Origin of the sequence: Streptomyces sp. NPDC059909 (assembly GCF_042730885.1) — a bacterium.
GTDB lineage: Bacteria > Actinomycetota > Actinomycetes > Streptomycetales > Streptomycetaceae > Streptomyces.
In genome coordinates, this window is the sequence record NZ_JBHWKX010000092.1 from 1 (window position 1) to 21332 (window position 21332).

Below are 21332 nucleotides of genomic sequence, written 5' to 3' on the forward strand. Positions count from 1 at the left end.
CGGCCGCCGTGGGCGCCGCGGGCGCCGCGGGCGCCGCGGGCGCCGCGGGCGCCGCGGGCGCCGAGAGACGGCTTTGCCGCCGGGGCCGTCCCATCCCGTGACCGCCCCCTCGACCCCGTGCGGTGCGACAGCCCGGGGGCCGTCCGGCGGCGGGGAGCGGCAAACGCGGCCGGCAATGGGCCGCGGCCGCCGGAGTATCCGACCGAGTCACAGAAGCAATGAGGAACGAAACAGTGAGGAACGCAGCAGTGATGAACGAGACAACCCGCACCTACGACGTGATCGTCATCGGCGGGGGCCCGGTCGGCGAGAACGTGGCCGAACGCGCCCGCGCCGCAGGGCTCAGCGCCGTGATCGTGGAGCGCGAACTCCTCGGCGGCGAGTGCTCGTTCTGGGCCTGCGACCCGAGCAAGGCGCTGCTGCGGCCGGTGGTGGCACGTGCCGACGCGAGTCGCGTACCCGGACTCAACCCGGCGGTGGCCGGCCCGCTGGACGTCGAGGCGGTCCTCGCACACCGCGACAAGATGTCCTCGTACTGGAAGGACGAGGACCAGGTCGACTGGCTGAACTCGGTCTCCGTCGACCTCATACGCGGCCACGGCCGCCTCACCGGCCCCAAGCAGGTGGCCGTGCAGACCCCTGAGGGCGACAACGTCGCCCTGACCGCCCGGCACGCCGTCGCCGTCTCCACCGGCACCCGCGCCGCCCTGCCCCCCATCCCCGGATTCGACACCGTGCGCCCCTGGACCAGCCGCGAGGCCACCAGCGCCGACAAGGTGCCCGGCCGCCTCGCCGTCGTCGGCGGTGGTGTGGTGGCCGTCGAGATGGCCACCGCCTGGCAGGCCCTCGGCTCCCAGGTGACCATGCTGGTCCTCGAGAACCGGCTCCTCGAGCGGATGGAGCCGTTCGCCGGCGAACTGGTCGCCGACGGACTGCGCGAAGCAGGCGTCGACATCCGCTTCAACACCACCGTCACCTCCATGGCCCGCGAGGGCGGCGAAGACGGCGAGGTGCGGATCACGCTGTCCGACGGCGGGCAGCTGGCCGCGGACGAGATCCTGCTGGCCACCGGCCGCGCCCCGCGGACCCGCGACGTCGGACTGGAGAGCGTCGGTCTCACCCCCGGCGACTGGCTGACCGTCGACGACACCTTCCAGGTCACCGGCGTCGACGGCGGCTGGCTCTACGCCGTCGGCGACGTCAACCGCCGCGCCCTGATGACGCATCAGGGCAAGTACCAGGCCCGGATCGCCGGCACCGTCATCGGCGCCCGCGCCAAGGGAGAGCCCATCGACGACGCCCCCTGGGGCGCGCATGTCGCCACCGCCGACCACGCGGCCGTCCCCCAGGTCGTCTTCACCACCCCCGAGGTCGCCTCCGTCGGCCTGACCAGCCGCGAGGCCGAGCAGAGCGGGCGCCGCATCGAGGTCGTCGACTACGACCTCGCGCACGTCGCGGGCGCCCTCCAGTACGGCGAGGACTACCGCGGCCGGGCCCGCATGCTCATCGACACCGACCGCAACACCGTGGTGGGCGTCACCTTCGCCGGCCCCGGCGTCGGGGAACTGGTGCACTCGGCCACCATCGCGGTCGCCGGCGAGGTGCCCCTGGACCGGCTCTGGCACGCCGTCCCCGCCTTCCCCACCATCGGCGAAGTCTGGCTGCGGCTGCTGGAGACCTACCGCGGCTGAGCATGCTCCGGCCGGCATGCGGGGCGGTCCTGGCCTCCGCCGGGTGACTCGGTCGTCTGCGGGTGAGGAGCGATCCTCCTATCCCGGTGGCCGGCAGTGGCGTGCCCGCAAACGCGGATCGGACCGAGAACTCCGGATGACCGCAAGGTGCTGTACGGAATCCTCTTCACCGGCGTCCGGTGCAACAGTTGCCCCCTGAACGGGGCCCCGGCATGGCCTGCTGGTGGCGCTGCGGGGCTGCGAAGCCCCGCAGCTCCCACATCCGGGCCTGAAAGCACTCCACACGTGGGAGCTGTCGATGGCACCGGCCAGGATGCCGGCCGACGGCAACCGCGTCGGGCGACCCAGGAAAACGATCGCCACGGTTCCGCTGCTGACCGGCTCAGGCCCGGGCCCGCGCCGCGGACCTGCTGGAGCTCGTGGGGCTGCCGGCCGAACTCGGCCGTCGCTACCCCGCGCAGCTGTCCGGCGGGAAGTGGCAAGCCAAGCCCGAGACCTTCGGCGGCATGCCGATCGACGTCGCCGGGGCACAGCGGCCGATGGCGGCCTGCGTGGCAGGCGAGCCGAAGGGCCCCCCATGCAGGCGGCTTTCACACAAAAGACCGGGTCCGCCGCAGGTGCTGCGGCGGACCCGGTCTTCTTCGTGGCCGAGGTGGGATTTGAACCCACGACCTCTGGGTTATGAGCCCAACGAGCTGCCGAACTGCTCCACTCGGCAGCCTTCACCGTAGGGCGCGCCAAAGGGCCGCGGCGAGTGAATTTCTCAGCAGGGGTGCGCGCCGGTGCCGCCCAACAAAGGGCTGCGGGCACGCGAGGGCGAGCGGGTCCGTCTCCGGGTGCGCCGACCCGGCCGCGGGCCCGCGCGAAGGCTGGCCCGGGCAGGCCGCCCCGATGGTGGCGACCCCGGTGTCCTGCCGGCTGCAAAGGACCAGTTGGCGGATCGCTGAGGCCCGGCCGCGCGGGAGGTTCCGCGAACGCTCCGCGGGCCTACGCGTTCTTCCGGCCGGAGCACCAGTCGGGGCCGGTTACGCGTTCGCAGACCTCGATGGCTTCGACGTCGTTCCTGTCGTAGCCGCGTGAACCGCACCCGTACGCGGATCCGTTGGTGTCGCTTATCTCCTCGTACCCGGCGTTCAACCAGACTTTGACGTAGACGCCATGGCCGTCCGGTTCGCGGTCGCACACCGAGACCATTTCCGCGATGAAAGCACTCCCGGAATAGGCGTGCCACGCCTCCGCGTAGTCGTCCCCCTGGTAGACGCGGGGGATGACGCCCGCGTGTGCGGGCCCGGAAGCCAGAGCCGAAAGCCCGACGACGGCGGCAGCCAGTGCCAGAGCCTTCCCCGTTCTCCTTGCGGCAGTGGCGATCTTACGTCTTCCCATGTCCGTGTCTCTCCTGGGCGTTGGCGATGAGCGGCTCTGTTGCTTCATGCGGCAGACCGGACGAGCCGACAGAGCCACAGGGAATGATGGTGTTGCCGAGCAGTCGGGTTCGGTATCGGTAAGAACGCCACCGACGGCTTGGCCATGCGCGCAAAATACTTGACGATCCCTTTGGCCGCTCCGGTTCCTCGGGCCATGACGCTCTTGTAGCTCCTTCGACGTGGACGAGGTCGCCAGCGTAGATGGTGCCCTGTCAGCCGCTATTAAGATCAGGGCATGTCGAGTCGGAAGCAGGCCGCGCCGCCAAGGCCACTCACAGTCGGCGACGTGGTGGCCGCTCATTCGCGGGATCTTGGGGAGTGGACGGTCGCGCAGATAGTCCGACTCGACGCCGATTCACAGACGGCGGCCGTGCTCGAGTTGGACTGGTCCGGTCCCGAGCCGTCGTCCGTGGCCGACCTCGGCGACGTCGCCCCGCTCAGGCTCACCCACCACTCATGGAGCGGGGCGCTGTCCTTCTGTAACCAGGAATGGGTCCTGCCCCGCAGCCACAAGGTCGTCGGAGCGATGCCCCTGCTCCATGACCAACCGGCGAACTGCTGGACCTCCGGATGGCGCCTGGGCGATCAGCTCGCCCGGCAGCGGCGGTGGGACAACGGCGTCCATGAGGACCCGGTCGCAGCCTGGAAGGCGGAGTACACCGGAGAGACGGTCAATGAATTCCTCAGCCAGCCGACAGGACCACGATCAGAGATCACGCAGCTGACGATCAGGGACGTCGACTCCCTCGACTGCGCTCAGCTCGTCCAGCGTTTCCCCGGGGTGACCCGGCTCCATCTGCACGGACGCCTTGGCCTTCTCTCCGCCGCGGGCGAGCTGAACCGGCTGGCATCTCTCCAGGGGATCCGCATCGTCGACCTGTTCGGGATGACCAGAGAAGACCGTCTTCGACCGCAGTGCGTGCCGGAGCTGGAATCAGTGGACCTCTACAGCATCCCTGCCGAATACGCCTCGGCCATGCGCAGCACCTGGCGACCCGAGATCCCAGCAGGCACCTACGTGTCGATCCTCCGGGCCCGCAAGCCCGAATGGGTCGGGGAGAACCGGAACAACCCGTTGCGCGACTGGGACGGCCGCGAACAGATCAGCAGCACCACCTACAAGAGGGCTGTCGCCCAGTACAAGACGACACGGAAAACAATCCTTCAGGTGTTCGCTGAAGAACCCGCAGACGTCCGATCAACACGCATGGAGGAGATCGGGCATGCCTACGGTGAGGCTTTCAACCAGCTTGACCGCCGATCGGGCTTCATCGAGACCGTCGAGCGCGAAGAGCTCTTCGCCGCCCTCGACCACATCGTGAACGAGGCCGAAGCACTCCACGGCCGCCCCGGCCTCGAAGACGACCGCGACAGTCTCATCTCCGGAGTGGAGTCCGTCCGAGACTGGTAGCGAGGCACTCAAAGTCCTGCCAGCGCCCTGTCGGTTCCCCCTCCCTTTCTTCGCCGCCTACGGCAGTGCCGTCATTTCTGCTCGACATCACGACCCGAGTAATCACCAACTGACTCCGGATCCCGTCGACAAACGCTGTTCCTAAAGGGTGTCCCGCAATGCCACGGGAGGTTGCCCGGGGGGTCAGGATCTGGCGCGGTCAACGGCGTGGGCCCAGCGGCGATTGTCCTCGTCGGGGTCGGCTCGAGCGATGCTGAGCGTGCGCTCGAGCAGGTCGTGCAGCCGTGGCGGGTATGACTCTCGTGAGACAGGCAGCATGTGCAGGACGCGGTAACGGATCCACGCGTCGGTAGCCTCCGCATACACCTGCATCGACACCTCCAGCCACGCTTCCTGCACGTCTTGTGTGGCGTCCAGCGCGCGGTCGCGGGTTCCGTTCGGTGCGTATGCCGGCGACCGGTGCGCGCCCAGTGGCATGCCTGCCCAGTACCAGGCGCGCAACGCGCCCGCGCGCTCAGCGTCGGTGCCCGATCTCAGGTACTCGACAAGCGCGGCCTGCACGCGGCGGCGACCGAAGGAGTAGAGCGCCGGTTCGACGAACCAGCCGCAGAAGCTGGGGTCCGGGTCGGCCACGGTCGCGGCCATGAGTGTGGCGAAGAACTCCTCAGGCAGGTACGTGCTTTCACGCAGCGGCTTCCTCGCCCGGGCGGCCAGGAGCCGCGCGCGTGCCTTGTCCGACCCCGGCGCATCGTCCTTGATCCCGAGGAGCCGAGCCACCTCCGTCGTGCACGCCAGGAACGCGCGCGCCCGCAACGCGCGCACCCTCTCTATGTCCTCTGCCTCCTCGGCCACGGCAGCATTGTGACCTACCTCAACGACACGACGTATCCGCAACCGGCGATCCCTACGCGTCATGTCCCCCGGAACCGCTCTTCAGGGAGCATGGAATGATCTTCAGGTGGCTGGTGTGATCACGGTGTCTGAGCCGTCCTGGATAGCCCCGTTCACCGGGCTGAGCCCGCGAGCCTTCGGCAATTCGGTCACCGCGCTGCGGCGCGAGGGCGCCGATCCGGTCCGCAACGGCCGACCGTGGGGGCTGCCGCTGAAGGACCGGGTGCTGCTGGTCGCGGCGTACTGGCGCACCAACCTGACAATGCGGCAACTGGCCCTGTTGTTCGGGGTATCGAAGTCCGCCGCCCGCCGAATCATCGACCACCTCGGGCCGAAGCCGGCGCTGCAGCCGCGCAAGCAGTTCGCCAAGGACACCGTGCTCATCGTGGACGGCACCCTGGTGCCAACGCGCGACCACAAGGTCGCGGAGCAGTCCAAGAATTACCGGTACTCGACTAACCAGGTCGTCATCGACGCCAACACCCGTCTGGTCGTCGTGGTCGGCCGGCCGCTGCCGGGCACGTTCCCGAGCTTCTTGACGTCGATGTGGAGCATTGCGCCGGGGTGATCGTGTTCGTAGCGGCGGACCGGCTCGCCGGTGGCGCGGTCGATGTGGGACAGCCGGTTGATCCGGCACCGGGTCAGGACCGCGTGGACGGTCGAGGCAGGCATGCCCAGCCGTCCGGCGATCTGGACCGGGCCCAGCCGCTGCTTCCAGCGCAGGTGCACGATCTTGCGGACCTGCGGCTGAGTGGTTCGGGCAGGACTGCGATGGGGCCGTGAGGACCGGTCCGCCATCGCGGCCGGACCGGACTCGGCGTAACGGTCGGCCCACCGCTTCGTAGCGCTCGGCCGCACGAGCGACCGGCCACCCGTCGTCAACAATCAGACGCGCCAGCCGAAGACGGGCACGAGGAGTCAGAGCAGCGTTAGCGTGAGACACGAAGGCCTCCTGGTTGGCGGAGCGGTTCCTGGACAGCTCCACTCCACAACCGGAGGCCTTCGTCATCTCACAGATTCACACCGTGTCGTCGCACAAACTCAACCAACCTGCCTGGGCAGTACACCTAGCTCAGCGTCTTCAGAGCCGCCGCGTCGTACGGCTTCAGCTCCTCGAGCCGGTCCCCCAGGACCTTCGCCGCCCACTCCGGGTCCTGGAGCAGGGCGCGGCCGACGGCGACCAGGTCGAACTCGTCGCGCTCCAGGCGTTCGAGGAGGTTGTCGATGCCCTGGACCGGGGCGCCCTCGCCCGCGAACGCGCGTATGAAGTCGCCGTCGAGGCCGACCGAGCCGACGGTGATGGTGGGCCTGCCGGTGAGCTTCTTGGTCCAGCCCGCCAGGTTCAGGTCCGAGCCCTCGAACTCCGGGAGCCAGTAGCGGCGGGTGGAGGCGTGGAAGGCGTCGACGCCGGCCGCGGCGAGTGGGGCCAGGATCGCCTCCAGCTCCTCCGGGGTCTCGGCGAGCCTCGCGTCGTAGGCTTCCTGCTTCCACTGCGAGTAGCGGAAGATCACTGGGAAGTCGGGCGAGACGTTCTCGCGGACCGCGGCCACGATCTCGGCCGCGAACTTCGTACGGGCCACGGGGTCGCCGCCGTAGGCGTCGGTACGGCGGTTCGTCCCCGCCCACAGGAACTGGTCGAGGAGGTAGCCATGGGCGCCGTGCAGTTCGACACCGTCGAAGCCGATGCGCTCGGCGGCCGCGGCGGCCTCCGCGAAGGCACCGATGACGTCGTCCAGGTCGCGCCGGGTCATCGCCTTGCCGGTGCCCTCGGTGCCGTCGACGCGGATACCGGAGGGGCCGACGGCGGGGGCGTCGGCGTAGGGCGCATCGCCCTGCTTGCGCACCATGCCGATGTGCCACAGCTGCGGCACGATCGTGCCGCCCGCCGTGTGAACGGCCTCGGCGACCTTCGCCCACCCCGCCAGCTGTTCCTCACCGTGGAATCGCGGCACACGGTCGCTGGACCCGGCCGACTCGTGGCCGACGTAGGTCCCCTCGGTGACGATCAGGCCCACACCCGCGGCGGCGCGACGGGCATAGTACGACCGCACGTCCTCATCGGGGACGCCGCCCGGGGAGAACATGCGCGTCATCGGCGCCATCACGATGCGGTTGGGGACGGTCAGGCCGTTCAGTGCGACGGGCCGGGACAGGATCTCGGCCGCGCGGGAGGCGGAGGACGCAGTGATGGTCTGTCCGGAGGGCCGGGCGGATGCCCTGTGCTGTGCCTGAGACACGGAACTCTTTCCCAACTACTTAAGAACATGGAAGCTTGAGAACAACAACTAATAGTTTTACGGTAGACATCAATATTTGAGAACGTCAAGTTTCTGGACGTAAGGTGGATCACATGCCAGGACCCCCGCCCGTCGGCACGGGCCAGCTCATGGAACTGCTCTCGGTGTCGCTCAGCACCTACCACGGCGACTTCACGACCGCGGCCGCCCGCGAGAAGCTCACGGCCAGCCAGGGCAGGACACTCAGCGTGCTGCGCCATGGCCCCGCCGCGATGCGCGTGCTCGCCGAGACGCTGGCCTGCGACGCCTCCAACATGACGGGCATCGTCGACCGCCTGGAAAAGCGCAGCCTGGTCCGCCGCGAGCCCAGCCCCGGCGACCGCCGCGTCAAGAACGTCGTCATCACCCCCGAGGGCGAGCACGCCATCGACACCATCCGCGCCAACATGCACACCACACTGGCGGGCCTGGCCACACTCGACGACAAGGACCGGGCCACCCTGTACGCCCTACTGGACCGCGTCTTCACGGCCCGCCCCGCGGACGCCTGACAGGCCCGCGTCCGGATGCGAGGTCGCATACCTGCCCAGGCTGGCGATGCGCCGGATTGCCGACCTCTACCCCGGCGAGGCCAAGACCGATGCCCACGATGCCCATGTGATCGCAGACGGCGTGCCGGTCCACAAACGCAAGAAGTACGAAGCCGCCCCCGTGGCCGTTGCCGCGCCAGCACGGTGCACGTCCCTCGGTCGAGGACTCACGGAGCGTGAGCGTGACGGAGCACTGAGCTCAGGGATCTGGTCCTTCCCCTCCCCCACCACCGACATCATCACCGCAAGCGACCTGCCAAGGCTCTCCGCGAGAAGACGCGGCATGGCAACAGCGAGGGCCCCCTCGCACGGCGGCTGTCTGACGCCGGCCCCGGGATCGTGTCGCGCCCGCTGGGCAGTCAGCGCCCCTGCCCATTGCCCGGGCGGCGCGGCCGCCGGGCCGTGGAGCGGGGCCGACGACGCTGAGCCTCACCGGCTGCCGGGGCGCCCGGCGAAGAGAACCCACCCGGTACGGCCGAACGCGGGGCCGGAACCTGCGCGGGATCCTGCTCGGCTGCGGCAGGCCGGGGCCGGGCGGCACGCGCGACGACCGTGGCGTGAGTGATCAAGGGAGCGCAGGCCGCGCAGACTTCCCCCACGCTCCACACCCGGCCCACCGTAGGGTCATGGCGCAGGATCATCACCACCGCGCCGGCGCAGTGCACCTTCATGTCCGGGTGGGCGGCGCACTGCTGGGCGCGACAATGGCAGGCAGCGTTGGGCCGGATCGTGGCCACCTTGGCGTGCGCGGCAGCGTGCTGGGCGGCGAAGGCACGCATCGCGGCGAGGTTCTTGGAACGGGCCGGCATGCGGCACGCGGCGGTGCTGCAGGTGACGGTGGCGGTGCGGTCGCTGTGTCCCGTCAGGCGGATGGTCCAGGACCGTCCCGGGATGCGTTCGGTGGAGGATTCGCTGTACGCAGTCGTCACAGGCCGTCCGTTCGTGCTCGGTGAAGTGTTCGGTCCACTATGTGCTACCCGTTGCTGACGCCATAGTCAGGCGTCACCAATCCGTGTGTTTCCACACAGAAGGTCCTTAGCGGTGTCACCACAGCCCGAGTTGGGCCGGGGTGTCCTGATGAAGGTCTCGCGGTTCCTTCCGCCCATAGGGCGGTCTTGCGCCACCTGCCTGCCCCGCCGGGCCCTTGCGGGCCTGGCGGGTGGCGCGGGTCTTCCGGTCGGCTCCACGCGGTTTCGGCACTCGCGTGCCCCGGTGTCCGGCCACTCCGGTGCCGGTCGTGCAGGCCGCTGCGAGGGCGGCGAGGTTGCGTGCTGCGTTCTCGTCCCGGTCCATCACGAGTGGGCATTCGTCGCAGTCGAGTAGTCGTGCGGGTCGATGCCGGCCCACCGCAGGGCGGCGACGTCGAGGTCGGAGAGAAGTTCAGGGTTGATCTCGCCGCACATGTCGGTGGGGGCGCGGCATAGTTCCTTGCCGGCGCGGAACGCAATGTCCTGAACTATGAGTTCGGCAGCGCGGCCTGCGCGGGAGGTCATGCACGTACCGCAGCGCTCGACTGCTCATTGTCCGGACATGAGCGACCAGACACTCCCGCACAGCCCGTACATCGACGCTGTCGTCACAGTGCTCGGTGGCTTTGTCGGTGAGTCACGGGAACATCTGGCTTCGTTCGCTTTCGGTGACAGCGTCTGTTGACGGGTTTCAGCAGCAGTGGGCAGGTAAAGGACATCGCTGATGTTCGCGGGAAATGACGGCAGCGCCGTGCAATCAAGAGGCTGAGGACCTTCCGTGTCGGATCATGAGCCAAGGGCCGGCTACACCGAAGTCCCGGATCAGGAAGTGCGCAGTCTACGAGTGCGTTACTGCCGGTTGCGGACCGCTGGAGGCGAACCCGTCGCCGAGTTGGAGGCACTCTCCTTCCAACCGCGGTTCGGTGCGGTGGCTGTTGCCGCGGAAGGCATCGGTGGCGTGGAGACCCAGCCCGATTTCCGACGTCAGGGGCACATGAGTCGACTCCTCCGCCAGGCGTTGGCCGGCATGGCACAGAGGGTGGACATCGCCTTCGTATCCGACGGTATCGAGGGGGTGTACGAGCAGTTCGGCTTCGTCGGAGCCGTCGCCGAAGGGCACCTGGTCATCCCCGTGCGCAACGTCGAACAGGCGGCGGGAGACGAGCTGGGTACGGCCGTCCCGGGCATCCGCAGCGGCTCTCCGGCCGATCTTCCGGCGATGATCCGTCTGTACAACACCGCGCACGCTCAGCGGCCCTGGACCCACGCACGGCACGCAGGCTGGAACCGGCTCATCCCCCAGGCCACGTGGAAGCCTGGGTCGCAGACCCTGGTCCTGCAGACCGATAGTGCTGCCGTCGGCTACGCCGTGCTGGAGGGCCGAGCCTTCGGCGATCCCCTGGGTTCGCTGACCGTGGACGAACTGGTGGCCGAGAATGCCACCGCGGCACGCCTGCTGCTCATGGCCATCGCCCGACTCTGCTGGCAACGGCGTCTGAGCGAATTCACAGTGCGGGAGCCGGCCGACAGCCTCACCGGCCAAGTGGCTCGCCATATGGGCTGCACCTACCAGCAGAGATTTCCGCCGAGCGGCGGGATGATGGCCGCCGTTCTGAACCGGTCGTCCCTGGTGCGGAAGCTCGAGCCCGAGCTGCGGCGCCGGGCTGCCGTGCAGCAGCCGGACAGGCTCTACGACAAGGCGTTCGACGCGCTGCGACGCGGCGAACTGCTCCCCGATGACAAGGCGCTCATCCGGCTGCTTCTTGGCTACTGGTCGACCGATGACGCATACGTGCACGGCATGTCGATCCCCGAACGGTACCGGGATCTTTGTACGGCTTGGTTCCCCGGAGGCGGCACGCAGTCTCTGCCGACCCCGTACGCGCACCGCCTGGATCGGTATTAGAACCTGCGCTCGACGGGACGCGTGACCAGCCCCTGTGGCGAGGAGCATCCCCATGCTGTCCGGCAAGCACCACAGTGCCGTCAAAACTCGTCAACAGCGCCCCTCCGAGATTCGGGGTGCCTCCCAAACCTGTGAGCAACCGCTGTCGTGGCTGGGGTTCTGGCTCAACTGTGGTGGGTGCACGCCGAGTGACAACTGAGGAAGCTGCCCGGAGACGAGCGTGCAGAACAGGCTCTGATCAGGGACGGGTCAGCCCGCGTCCGCCGTGAACGTCACCTCTGCTGTCTCGACGGTCTTTGCGCGGCGTCCGGGTGCGCCTTGCCACTGCCAGTAGAGGTTGGTGTGCGCGATCACCTGGTTCGGGGCTGGCGCGCCGTACTCGCTGAGGTCCTGCGTCGTATGCGCGTCGCTGACCAGCGTCACGTCGTACCCGCGGACGAAGGCCCCGTGAAGAGTCGCGCGGATGCACCCGTCGCTCTGGGCACCCGTCACGACGAGCTGGCCCACCCCGCGCTCGGCGAGCAGCGCCTCCAACGCAGTGCCCTCAAACGAGTCACCGTAGGTCTTGTGGACGAGAGGCTCCGCATCTCGGCGAACCAACTCCGACACGTATTGCCAGGGCTCGCTGTCCCGCTCGAGACCGTCGTCGGAATGCTGCACCCAGACCACGGGCACGTCCTCAGCACGCGCCTTGCCCACCAGTGTGTTGATGTTCGCGATCACGCCGTCACGGTCATGGGCGCCTGCCACCACCCCATTCTGGACGTCGATGACGAGCAGCGCGGTATTGGGCCGATCGGGCAGGGTCGTCAAGGGGAACTCCTGTTATCGTCACGGATCCTGTGTCGCCCCCACCGTAGGCCGAGCCACCGACAATGGCACGGCCGCACGAGCTGTAGGTCAGCTCACGCCAGCAGGACTCGCTTCCGGAGAAGTCGGAAGCCGGCACGACCGAACATCTGGCGCTTGAGCATCTTGATTCGGTTGACTCGCGGACGGAGTAGAAGAGCCGGGACCGCTCGCCGGGCTTGTAGCAGGTCATGCCGCTATCGATACCCGGCCTGGGCCCCGGCCGCGTACGCGGACCACCGGGGCGCAGCCCCTGCGGCCCCAGGTCCTGGCTCGCGGCGGCGTCAGCGACTGACCGGCCTCGTCCTCGAAGACGATCCATCCGTCGCAGGCCGCCGCGATGCTCTTACCCGCGGCCAGACCTCCGTCTTCCACAGCTCCACCGCATCGTCGTCGCGCTCGATCGCTCGCCGTGTGGGCTGCTGCCACGACCAGCCGTGCCGCTTCAGCAATCGCCAGGTGTCCTCCACGGTGTACGAGACGTGGAACATCCGACCGATCAGTGTCTTCACACGGGCCAACGTCCACCGCTGATCAGCCCAGCCGTGCGCGAGTGGACCGCGCTCCAACTCCCGTTCCAATCTGGAAATTTGGCCGTCGGATAGCCGGGAGCGGCCAGACGACCCTTTCGAGGCGACACCAAGTGCACCGCCCTCACGCCACTGACGTCGCCACCGCTCCACCGAACCGCTCCGACACCCTGAGCGCGGTTGCGATGGCTCTGGTCGTCTGCCCAGCCCCGAACCGGGCCACCGCATCCAGACGCACTCACTCGCGAGCAGCCCTCTCGGCGTCGGTGAAGCCCCCACCTTGCGCATACCTCACAGCCCCAGCAGTACCGGACCAGGAGTCCTGGATCTGCCGAACGCCCCGACATCACTCGTTCAGGTTCAGATTCAGTAGCGGGCGGGGAGGCAACATCGGCGCGCAGAACGGCGACCTCGCGGGCTTCAAGTGCTGCAACGGGGCGGGCGGGCGCGTCTGCAATGCCTGTACGGCCGCCAGTGGGATCATGACCTGTACCCCAGGGCCGGACAGTCCGGGAAGCGAACCCGCCCGAACGAGCCGTCGGAAGGTGGTGATCACACAGCCGAGTTCCTCGGCTGCTTGCCCCGTGGTCAGCAGCATCCTCTCAGTCTTCCGCAGCGAACTCTGATATCTGAGCAGGCATCGACACCATCGAGTCGCTCGATCTCCGTCAACACCAATCCGGACCGCCACCAAGAGCAACAGCCGCTCCTGAAGGCCCTTTTGAATGCACGGCCTGGAACGGGGACCGCCCGCTTACGATATGCGCTCGGGCGCATGGAGGACTGGCGCCGGCTCTGCCTTCCGGTGAGATGCCGCGACATTCGAGCTGCTCAGGTGGTGTTGGCGGCTGGCCGGTCCCTCAGGAACCTGGGCGTTGCCCATTACTCCTTTGACCTCCGGCTCGAAGACCGCCCCCGTAGTCCTCCATGAGCCCGCCGAGGAAGTCCTCCCCCACTTTCCCTCCACGACCGCGCCGGGCCACTACCCGAGCTCTTCCACCCACGCCCGTTGAGCCAGCTGCCGGCCGTCACCCGTACTGCCCCACCCCGGGGTTTCCGGACATGGTCGGGGACTCCGAGGAGAAGAAGTGCCATGAAGACCTCATAGCCACCGAATCTACGTCGGAAGGGTAAAGACATGCGCCTGGACCTCACGGGACGGACCGCTTTGGTGACGGGATCCACCCAGGGCATCGGAGCCGCGATCGCGGCCGGACTCGCGCGAGCCGGCGCCCGGGTTGGAGTCAATGGACGCGACCAGGGCAGGGTCGAGGAGTCCATCAAACAGCTCAGAGCCGACGTGCCGGACGGCGACTTTCTTCCGGTCGCCGCCGACGTCGCGTCCGAGGAGGGCGCCGTCGGCGCCCGGGAAGCCTTGCCGGACGTCGACATCCTCATCAACAATCTCGGCATCTTCGGCGCCAAGGACCCGTTGGACATCACGGACGACGAATGGCGGCGCTACTTCGAAGTGAACGTGCTGGCCGCCGTCCGTCTCACCCGTACCTACCTGCCGCAGATGATCCAAAGGGGGTGGGGCCGGGTCCAATACATCGCCAGCGACTCTGCAGTGGTGATCCCTGCCGAGATGATCCACTACGGCACGTCGAAGACCGCCCTGCTCGCGGTCGGCCGCGGCTTCGCCAAGCAGGCCTCAGGGACCGGTGTCACCGTAAATTCCGTCATCGCCGGCCCCACCCACACCGCGGGCGTGGAGGACTTCGTGTATCAACTCGTCGACCGCGACCTTCCATGGGACGAGGCGCAGCGAGTCTTCATGCGAGAGCACCGCCCGCAGTCGCTGCTGCAGCGCCTGATCGAACCCGAGGAGATCGCGAACATGGTGGTGTATTTGAGCTCCGACCTGGCGTCCGCCACTACGGGCGGCGCACTGCGGGTCGATGGAGGGTACATCGATTCCATCCTCCCCTAGGCATGGGCGAACTCCATCACGCATGTCCGAAGCGCTGGGCCGCTCTTTGCCTTTGCGCTCCGTCGCCTCGCACCGAAGCTCGTCCCACCCTCCGGGCTCGGACGACGAGGTGTCCCGTACCTGGTGGCTGAGGTGAGTCGATGACCGGACAGCTGCTGCCGGCACTCAGCCGAAGAGCAGTTCGCATGAACCCGGCTCGACCGGCCGCGCGCCCCGGGCACGCGGCGTCGTCCGTGGTGCACTGCGCGTCCACGCGTAGTGTCTCGATACTCGCGTCCACCGACACCACCACGACGTTCGCGATCGACGGACTCCGAGTGCCCGCTTCCCGGAGAGGAGGCGGGCCCTCGGCGCTGAAGGCCCCCGGCCCTGGGGCCTTCAGCATGTCCGGTGGAGCGGTGCACTGACCAACGCGCCCAAGGCCGACGGGCTCGCCACGGGCTGCTCGTGGCGCAGGTGGTGGCCGGTGAGGTAGGAGCGAAGGCGAGGTGGCCCTGGCGATGGCAGGTCATGTGAGCACGATCAGCATGGCGAAGGTCAGTGTGAGACTCATGACGAGTGTGGCGACGAAGATGCTCAGCAGACGTTGCTTGAGTGCGGCGTACCGTGCGGCGTACTCCTGGCGCAGCTCCTTGGCGCGGGAAGCCGTCATTTCCAGGGACCGCTTCGTGACAGCCATGCGGTCCTGCGTGTAGAGGTTGACGATCTCGGCCCGCTGGCTGGAAGTGAGCCAGTACATTTGATCGGCGAATTTCTCGGCATCGCGCCGGGCTTCCTCAATTCTGCTGTGGACGAGCAGATACCCCTCAATCCTGTTGATACCCGCTGCGGTCTCCGAGATCGGGTCCCCCGAGGGGCCGTTCATTCATGCCCGCCGTCTTGATCGCCGCGCTCTGCGGAACCGCCGCGGTCCGGCCTGACCAGTTCACCTTCCTTGGCGGGGCCGTTGTATTGCATGGCGGCGAGGCCTGGATGGTGCAGGTCGAACGCCGGGGATTCGGAGCGGATCCGCGGCAGGGTGAGGAAGTTGTGCCGCGGCGGCGGGCAGGACGTCGCCCATTCGAGCGAACGGCCGTAGCCCCACGGGTCTTCGACCTCGACCTTCTTGCCGTACTTGGCCGTCTTCCAGACGTTGTAGAGGAACGGCAGCATCGACAGGCCCAGCAGGAACGAGCTGATCGTGGAGAAGGTGTTCAGCGCGGTGAAGCCGTCGGCGGCCAGATAGTCCGCGTAACGGCGCGGCATGCCCTCGGCACCCAGCCAGTGCTGGACGAGGAACGTGCCCTGGAAGCCGAGGAACAGCGTCCAGAAGGTGATCTTGCCGAGCCGCTCGTCCAGCATCTTGCCCGTGAACTTCGGCCACCAGAAGTGGAATCCGGCGAACATCGCGAACACCACGGTGCCGAAGACCACGTAGTGGAAGTGCGCGACGACGAAGTACGAGTCGGAGACGTGGAAGTCCATCGGGGGCGAGGCCAGGATGACACCGGTCAGACCACCGAAGGTGAAGGTGATCAGGAAGCCGATCGTCCAGAGCAACGGGGTCTCGAAGGACAGCGAGCCCTTCCACATGGTGCCGACCCAGTTGAAGATCTTCACACCGGTCGGTACCGCGATCAGGAAGGTCATGAAGGAGAAGAACGGCAGCAACACAGCGCCGGTGACGAACATGTGGTGGGCCCACACGGTCACGGACAGACCGGCGATCGCGATGGTCGCGGCAACCAGGCCGATGTAACCGAAGATCGGCTTGCGGCTGAAGACCGGGATGACCTCCGAGATGATTCCGAAGAACGGCAGGGCGATGATGTACACCTCTGGATGCCCGAAGAACCAGAAGAGGTGCTGCCACAGCACCGCGCCGCCGTTGGCGGAGTCGAAGACATGGGCGCCGAACTTACGGTCCACCTCCAGGGCGAACAGGGCCGCGGCCAGCACCGGGAAGGCGAGCAGGACCAGCACACCGGTCAGCAGCACGGTCCAGGTGAAGACCGGCATCCGGAACATCGTCATGCCCGGGCAGCGCATGCAGATGATCGTGGTGATGAAGTTGACCGCGCCGAGGATCGTGCCGAAGCCGGAGAAGGCAAGACCCATGATCCACATGTCGCCTCCGACGCCCGGCGAGTGAACCGCGTCCGACAGCGGGGAGTAGGCGAACCAGCCGAAGTCGGCCGCACCCTGCGGGGTGAGGAAGCCGGCCACCGCGATGATCGAGCCGAAGAGGTACAGCCAGTACGCGAACATGTTCAGCCGCGGGAACGCCACGTCGGGCGCGCCGATCTGCAGCGGCATGATCCAGTTCGTGAAGCCGGCGAACAGCGGCGTCGCGAACATCAGCAGCATGATCGTGCCGTGCATCGTGAACGCCTGGTTGTACTGCTCGTTCGACATGAGCTGCGTACCCGGACGGGCCAGCTCGGCGCGCATGAACAGCGCCAGGACACCGCCGACCAGGAACATGGCGAATGATGTGACGAAATACAGCGTACCGATGGTCTTGTGGTCGGTGGTGGTAAGCCACTTCACCACCACTCTGCCAGGCGCGTGTCTGCGCAAGGGAACTTCATTCTCATAAGCATCCACCGGCGGCACGCCGGACTGGGTTCCCACGTCACCGTTCACACGAACTCCCGCAGAAATAGACTCCCGGACCCCGCCCCAGGCTTGCAGCCATGCTTCACTCGAATTACCTGCATGCCCGCTGGGAAATCTATCCGCACGGCCCAACTCACGTTCCCCCTGGATACCGGCTGTTCGGGTGATACTCCAGCGCAATCGAGGAAATCGCCGGATCCGCCCGCGTTGGCGTGAACTATTCGTCACTTCATCTTCAGAGCCACCTGCTCCAGCAGTGCGGGCGGTAGTCGCTGCTCGACGGCACCGGCCGGTCCGGCCGGTCGCTGATCAGCGCGGCGGCGAGCAGCGCGTACCAGGCGGGCGCGATCGTGACGGCGTGCACCACTGGCCGGCGCATCGGGCCAGGCGACCGTCGTGTACGGCTTCCTCTTCGTCAGCATGACGGGCAGGTCGCCTTCGCGCACACCATGCAGGTGCCGCGGTCACCCAGTGCAGGAAGCTGGATCACTCGCGCCGGCACCGCAGCATTTCATCCAGTTGGAGCACGCGATGACCGGAGGCGAACGGGGAGGCACACGTCATGAGCGTGATCGACGTCGGCGATGCCAGGCTCTACTACGAGCGGTACGGGCACGGTCCTGCGGTGCTGTTCATCTCCGGGGTGACGGGGGATGCGGGTCTGTGGACGAGGACGGCCCAGGCGCTGGCGGACGAGTTCACGGTGGTGGCCTACGACCGCCGAGGGAACTCGCGCAGCCCCCGCCCGGAGCAGTGGACCTCAACGTCCGTCGACGAGCAGGCCGACGACGCTGCGGGGCTGCTGCGAGGCCTGGGCATTGCCCCGGCGGTCGTGGTCGGAGCGAGCGGTGGCGGGGCCATCCTGACCAACCTGGTGCTGCGCCACCCGGAGGTGGTGCGTGCGGCGGTCATCCACGAGCCGCCGTTCGTCTCGGAAAGCTCCGACCCCGATGAGGTGGGCAAGCAGCTGGGCCGCCTGTTCGAGCAGGGCATGGCCACGGGCGATCCGAAGAGGGCCCTGGAAGGCCTGCTGCTGTGGGCGTGGGGCGAGGAAGGCATCGCGGCCGCCGAACCGGACTTGAGGAGACGGCTTCTGGCCAATGCGGAGGTGTTCCTCACCATGGAACTGGGAGCCTTCATCGAGTACCTCCCCAGTCCCCAGGAACTCGCCGGTGTGACGGTTCCGTGCATCGTCGCGGCCGGCGCCGGCAACCGCGATCCCGCCGCGCCGTACCACCACGGCTACGAGGAATCGCAGTGGCTCGCCACCCACATGCGCACCGACCTCATCGAGCTCCCCGGCGCCCACGCCCCCTACCTGACCCATCCGACAGAGCTGACCGACGCGCTGCGCCCCCTGCTGCGTGCACTTTCGCCGAATACGGGGAGGGACTCCTCACCGAGACCACCGTCGTCTTCATGAGGAGGCGCCCGGACTGCACCGGTCTCGGCGGAAGGACGGTCTGTACGCGACTCCCACGGTGCACTACGGGGACTCGAAGTTCACTTTCGTGGTCAACACCACCGCCGGCGGCGGACCGAGCGGCGGCCGACCAGGGCCCAGTCGACCGGCTCGGGCGCGGTCGCCCTGGGCGCAGTGGGGCGACGCGATCGCCGGGGCCAAGGTTCCTCGTCCGCAGACCCGACGAGCTCGATCGCTGTCTCGCATTCGGTCGCGGAAAAGCGGAGCAGGCCGCCACCAGAGCGCTGTACGGCGGCCCGCGTAAAGTTGCGACTGAGCGCCAGTAGGCCAGTTGACTGTTGGGTACGCGCGTTGCCCTGGGAAGAGTTGGTACGCGGCGCGTTGCGCCCAGGACCAGGACTGACCGCTCGACCGCTGAGACCCACAGGGCACGCAGGACAAGCAGAGCGCGAGAGCCACCACGGAGTGATCGCGCTGGCCAAGCGGCGTTGCGGCGGCACCACAGGGCTACAAGGCCTCGAACCCAAGCTGTGCCGGCGGGCCGTCGATGTGGCTGAACCAGTACGAGCACACCCTTGAGCGCGAGGACTGGGACATCGTCATGGCGGTGGACGTCGGCATCGCGGTGAGGACAGGGCTGGTACACGGAAAGTGTGCGCGCGAGCCCGCACAAGTACCGCGGGGCCGCGGTGTGCGGCCGGCCCGCGTCGCACGACGGCACGCCAGGGGGCAGGCTGGAGGGTAGGCCGTCTCCGGAAGGGCGTGTTCATGAACGCCATCGCAGACACCGAGGCAGGGCGCAAGCTCGCCGGTTTCCTCGACAACCCCATCGTGGGGATGCTCCCGTGGATCGTGTTCTCGGTCCTGGTCGGCCCAGGCCGGTTCGAGTTCTCCGTCTCGATCTCCCTCGCGATCGCCGTCGTCATCCTTGTCGTGGACCGACTACGGCGCCCGGGCACCTCACTGAAGATCCTCGAGGTCTCCGACGCCGTCTTCTTCGCAGTCCTCGCGATCATCGGCCTCATGGCCTCATCGGGCACGCTCCAGTGGCTGGAGACCTACTCCGGCGAGCTCTCCAACTTCGCCCTCGTCGCCATCGCCTTCGGCTCCATGGCGGTCCGGATGCCCTTCACCGTGCAGTACGCGCGCGAACAGGTGCCCCGAGCCCTGTGGAACACCCGTGGGTTCATGCACACCAACTACGTGATCACCGCTGTGTGGGGCCTCGCGTTCCTCGTGGCGGCGGTCGCAGGCCTCTACGGCGACCTCGTGCTCCGTGAACCCGACAACCTCTGGACGAACTGGCTCATCCAGATCGGGGCGATCATCGTCGCCCTGCGCTTCACCGACTGGTACCCCGACGTCGTACGGGAACGGGTCCACGGCGGCACGCCGGCCCGAGGCAGCCCGACCTCGGTGGGCGCGCTGCTGTTTCCGCTGGCCGGCTATCTCGTGCCGGTGGGCATCGTCCTGCTCTCCTTCGACGCGGGGCCGACCTGGCTGGGTATCACCCTGATCGTCGCCGGAGTGCTGCTCGTACGAGCCTTCAGGGCGGGCTCGGACGACGCACAAGAGAAAGAGCGCGGGGAGCAGCACCGCCACCTCGAATAACCGCCACCGATCGCCCCGCATGACACTCCCGGGAGATCCGTCATGACCGCGCCCACCGCCCCGCCACCCGCCTTCGACCCGGCCCGGGTCCCGCATCTGTCCGGGCTGTTCGCCCCGGTCGCCGAAGAGGTGGACGCGGTGGACCTGGAAGTGTCGGGCGAGCTTCCGGACGAACTGGACGGTGTGTATCTGCGCAACGGCCCCCAACCCTCGCTTCTCCCCCACCGGTTCGTATCTGCATCCCCTCGAAGGCGACGGCATGATCCACGGAGTGTGGATCTCCGAGGGCGGGGCCCGCTACCGCAACCGCTTCGTCCGCACACCCGCGATGCGGGCGGAGGAGAAGGCGGGCCAGGCACTGTGGGGGTTGGAGCTGCTGCCGTTGAAGTGCACTCAAGCGTGTTCTGGTGAGCGGGGGTGAGTACGGGTGGTCTTTGCGTGCCTTGGTCATCGCGCCCTTTCGGGAGGGAACTGGCGTTCTTGTGTCGAATGCGTGACCTTTACGGGCGGTGCTCGTTGGAGGCGGTGACAGGGTGCTTCGGGGTGGGGGTGACGGGTTGGGCGGGCTGCGGGACAGGGCGGAGCCGTTCGTCGTGTCCGGCCCGGGTGGTGTGGCCATCCGTACCCGGCTCAAGCAGCTGACGCCGGGGGATGAGGAGGTGCTGTGCCTGGTCGGCGCGCATCTGGGAGGGCTCGCCTCGAAGGACCTCAAGGCGCGCTGCCGGGACGGCCTGGAGCACTCCGCCGACGCGTGGGCGACACGCAAGCGCGACCTGACGCCCGTGTCGTCGTCACGCTGGGCGGGCAGTATCACCAAGGCGTCGCACGATCAGTGGGCGTTGGCCCGCCGCTGCCAGGTGGCACATGTCCAGAGCCTGGAAGCGGGCGTCAGGACCATCGCGCACCGGTTGTCCCTGCCCCTCGGGGAGAGGGGATCCAAGCGGGCACCGGGCGGCTACCGGTCCCGGCGGGAGTGGCACGCCAAGGCGCGTCGTCTGCAGGTGCTGGAGGACCGGCTGGTCGCCGAGCGGGCCGACCGTGACGCCGGGCTCGTGCACGTCGTGCGCGGCGGCAAGGGTCTGGCCCGCACCCGGCACCACCTTCAGGCCGCCCAGCTCACCGAGGCCGCGTGGCGTCGGCGGTGGGAGGCCCAACGCTACTTCCTCGCCGCCGACGGCGAGTCCGGCAAGCGCTACGGCAACGAGACGATCCGGGTCAGCCCCGAGGGCGAGGTGAGCATCAAGCTGCCCGCCCCGCTCGCCCATCTGGC

At 68.0% G+C, this 21332-nt stretch carries 18 protein-coding genes, 1 tRNA gene and 5 pseudogenes; 11 read left to right on the forward strand and 13 right to left on the reverse strand.

The genetic code is table 11. The features are described from left to right. The first annotated feature begins 251 nt into the window (after positions 1–251). Complete coding sequence (locus ACFV9O_RS35125; protein ID WP_385425568.1) at positions 252–1691, forward strand: dihydrolipoyl dehydrogenase family protein; 1440 nt, start codon at positions 252–254, stop codon at positions 1689–1691. Between the two features lie 644 nt (positions 1692–2335). On the opposite strand, the gene ACFV9O_RS35130 is transcribed toward ACFV9O_RS35125, so the two are convergent. Next, positions 2336–2409: transfer RNA gene (locus ACFV9O_RS35130), tRNA-Met, on the reverse strand. Positions 2410–2678: 269 nt separating this feature from the next. Continuing rightward, positions 2679–3074, reverse strand: a complete 396-nt coding sequence (locus ACFV9O_RS35135; RefSeq protein ID WP_385425571.1) for a hypothetical protein — start codon at positions 3072–3074, stop codon at positions 2679–2681. 276 nt (positions 3075–3350) lie between these two features. Between ACFV9O_RS35135 and ACFV9O_RS35140 the strand changes: the two genes are divergently transcribed. Continuing rightward, positions 3351–4526, forward strand: coding sequence for a hypothetical protein (locus ACFV9O_RS35140; RefSeq protein WP_385425574.1), 1176 nt, complete (start codon positions 3351–3353; stop codon positions 4524–4526). Between the two features lie 183 nt (positions 4527–4709). Here ACFV9O_RS35140 and ACFV9O_RS35145 read toward each other — a convergent pair whose 3' ends face one another. Then, entirely contained in the window at positions 4710–5378 is a 669-nt protein-coding gene (locus ACFV9O_RS35145; RefSeq protein WP_385425577.1) for a hypothetical protein, read from the reverse strand. Between the two features lie 106 nt (positions 5379–5484). Between ACFV9O_RS35145 and ACFV9O_RS35150 the strand changes: the two are divergent. Next, positions 5485–5937: pseudogene (locus ACFV9O_RS35150) on the forward strand (transposase family protein); the annotation flags it as partial. Here the strand turns inward: ACFV9O_RS35150 and ACFV9O_RS35155 are convergent. After that, positions 5925–6360 (reverse strand): annotated as a pseudogene (locus ACFV9O_RS35155) (helix-turn-helix domain-containing protein); the annotation flags it as partial. The pseudogenes ACFV9O_RS35150 and ACFV9O_RS35155 overlap by 13 nt on opposite strands. A gap of 124 nt (positions 6361–6484) precedes the next feature. Then, positions 6485–7606 carry an NADH:flavin oxidoreductase gene (locus ACFV9O_RS35160; protein ID WP_385425615.1) on the reverse strand — a complete coding sequence of 374 codons (1122 nt, stop codon included), beginning with the start codon at positions 7604–7606 and terminating at the stop codon, positions 6485–6487. 161 nt (positions 7607–7767) lie between these two features. Between ACFV9O_RS35160 and ACFV9O_RS35165 the strand changes: the two genes are divergently transcribed. Together ACFV9O_RS35165 and ACFV9O_RS35170 are read left to right on the forward strand one after the other, a co-directional pair. Then, the gene (locus ACFV9O_RS35165) at positions 7768–8205 is read left to right on the forward strand and encodes a MarR family winged helix-turn-helix transcriptional regulator (protein ID WP_385425579.1); all 438 of its coding nucleotides are present in this window, start codon (positions 7768–7770) and stop codon (positions 8203–8205) included. Positions 8206–8212: 7 nt separating this feature from the next. Continuing rightward, positions 8213–8323: pseudogene (locus ACFV9O_RS35170) on the forward strand (transposase); the annotation flags it as partial. 280 nt (positions 8324–8603) lie between these two features. Here the strand turns inward: ACFV9O_RS35170 and ACFV9O_RS35175 are convergent. Further along, entirely contained in the window at positions 8604–9173 is a 570-nt protein-coding gene (locus ACFV9O_RS35175; protein ID WP_385425582.1) for a hypothetical protein, read from the reverse strand. Positions 9174–9536: 363 nt separating this feature from the next. Beyond that, complete coding sequence (locus tag ACFV9O_RS35180; RefSeq protein WP_385425585.1) at positions 9537–9737, reverse strand: hypothetical protein; 201 nt, start codon at positions 9735–9737, stop codon at positions 9537–9539. A 253-nt stretch (positions 9738–9990) separates the two neighbouring features. Between ACFV9O_RS35180 and ACFV9O_RS35185 the strand changes: the two genes are divergently transcribed. Further along, the gene (locus tag ACFV9O_RS35185) at positions 9991–11118 is read left to right on the forward strand and encodes a GNAT family N-acetyltransferase (RefSeq protein ID WP_385425588.1); all 1128 of its coding nucleotides are present in this window, start codon (positions 9991–9993) and stop codon (positions 11116–11118) included. Between the two features lie 249 nt (positions 11119–11367). Here the strand turns inward: ACFV9O_RS35185 and ACFV9O_RS35190 are convergent, their stop codons facing one another. From ACFV9O_RS35190 to ACFV9O_RS35200, 3 genes are all read right to left on the reverse strand, one after another. Further along, positions 11368–11931, reverse strand: a complete 564-nt coding sequence (locus ACFV9O_RS35190) for a cysteine hydrolase family protein (RefSeq protein ID WP_385425591.1) — start codon at positions 11929–11931, stop codon at positions 11368–11370. 320 nt (positions 11932–12251) lie between these two features. Further along, positions 12252–12785 (reverse strand): winged helix-turn-helix domain-containing protein, encoded by a 534-nt coding sequence (locus ACFV9O_RS35195; protein ID WP_385425594.1) that lies wholly within the window; start codon positions 12783–12785, stop codon positions 12252–12254. 58 nt (positions 12786–12843) lie between these two features. Continuing rightward, positions 12844–13095, reverse strand: coding sequence for a helix-turn-helix domain-containing protein (locus ACFV9O_RS35200; RefSeq protein ID WP_385425597.1), 252 nt, complete (start codon positions 13093–13095; stop codon positions 12844–12846). Between the two features lie 540 nt (positions 13096–13635). On the opposite strand from ACFV9O_RS35200, the gene ACFV9O_RS35205 reads away from it, so the two are divergent. Then, positions 13636–14430, forward strand: a complete 795-nt coding sequence (locus ACFV9O_RS35205; RefSeq protein ID WP_385425600.1) for an SDR family NAD(P)-dependent oxidoreductase — start codon at positions 13636–13638, stop codon at positions 14428–14430. Between the two features lie 508 nt (positions 14431–14938). On the opposite strand, the gene ACFV9O_RS35210 is transcribed toward ACFV9O_RS35205, so the two are convergent. The 3 genes from ACFV9O_RS35210 to ACFV9O_RS35220 all read right to left on the reverse strand — a co-directional run bounded on the left by ACFV9O_RS35210 (position 14939) and on the right by ACFV9O_RS35220 (position 17407). Next, positions 14939–15295, reverse strand: a complete 357-nt coding sequence (locus ACFV9O_RS35210) for a hypothetical protein (RefSeq protein ID WP_385425603.1) — start codon at positions 15293–15295, stop codon at positions 14939–14941. Further along, complete coding sequence (gene ctaD / locus ACFV9O_RS35215) at positions 15292–17043, reverse strand: cytochrome c oxidase subunit I (protein ID WP_385425618.1); 1752 nt, start codon at positions 17041–17043, stop codon at positions 15292–15294. The genes ACFV9O_RS35210 and ctaD overlap by 4 nt, the downstream gene beginning before the upstream one ends. Positions 17044–17263: 220 nt before the next feature. Continuing rightward, positions 17264–17407 (reverse strand): hypothetical protein, encoded by a 144-nt coding sequence (locus ACFV9O_RS35220; RefSeq protein WP_385425606.1) that lies wholly within the window; start codon positions 17405–17407, stop codon positions 17264–17266. 183 nt (positions 17408–17590) lie between these two features. Between ACFV9O_RS35220 and ACFV9O_RS35225 the strand changes: the two genes are divergently transcribed. From ACFV9O_RS35225 to ACFV9O_RS35240, 4 genes and pseudogenes are all read left to right on the forward strand, one after another. Further along, positions 17591–18451 carry an alpha/beta fold hydrolase gene (locus tag ACFV9O_RS35225; RefSeq protein WP_385425609.1) on the forward strand — a complete coding sequence of 287 codons (861 nt, stop codon included), beginning with the start codon at positions 17591–17593 and terminating at the stop codon, positions 18449–18451. 768 nt (positions 18452–19219) lie between these two features. Then, entirely contained in the window at positions 19220–20062 is an 843-nt protein-coding gene (locus ACFV9O_RS35230) for a hypothetical protein (RefSeq protein WP_385425612.1), read from the forward strand. A 42-nt stretch (positions 20063–20104) separates the two neighbouring features. Then, positions 20105–20429: pseudogene (locus ACFV9O_RS35235) on the forward strand (carotenoid oxygenase family protein); the annotation flags it as partial. A gap of 190 nt (positions 20430–20619) precedes the next feature. After that, positions 20620–21332, forward strand: a pseudogene (locus ACFV9O_RS35240) (IS200/IS605 family accessory protein TnpB-related protein); the annotation flags it as partial.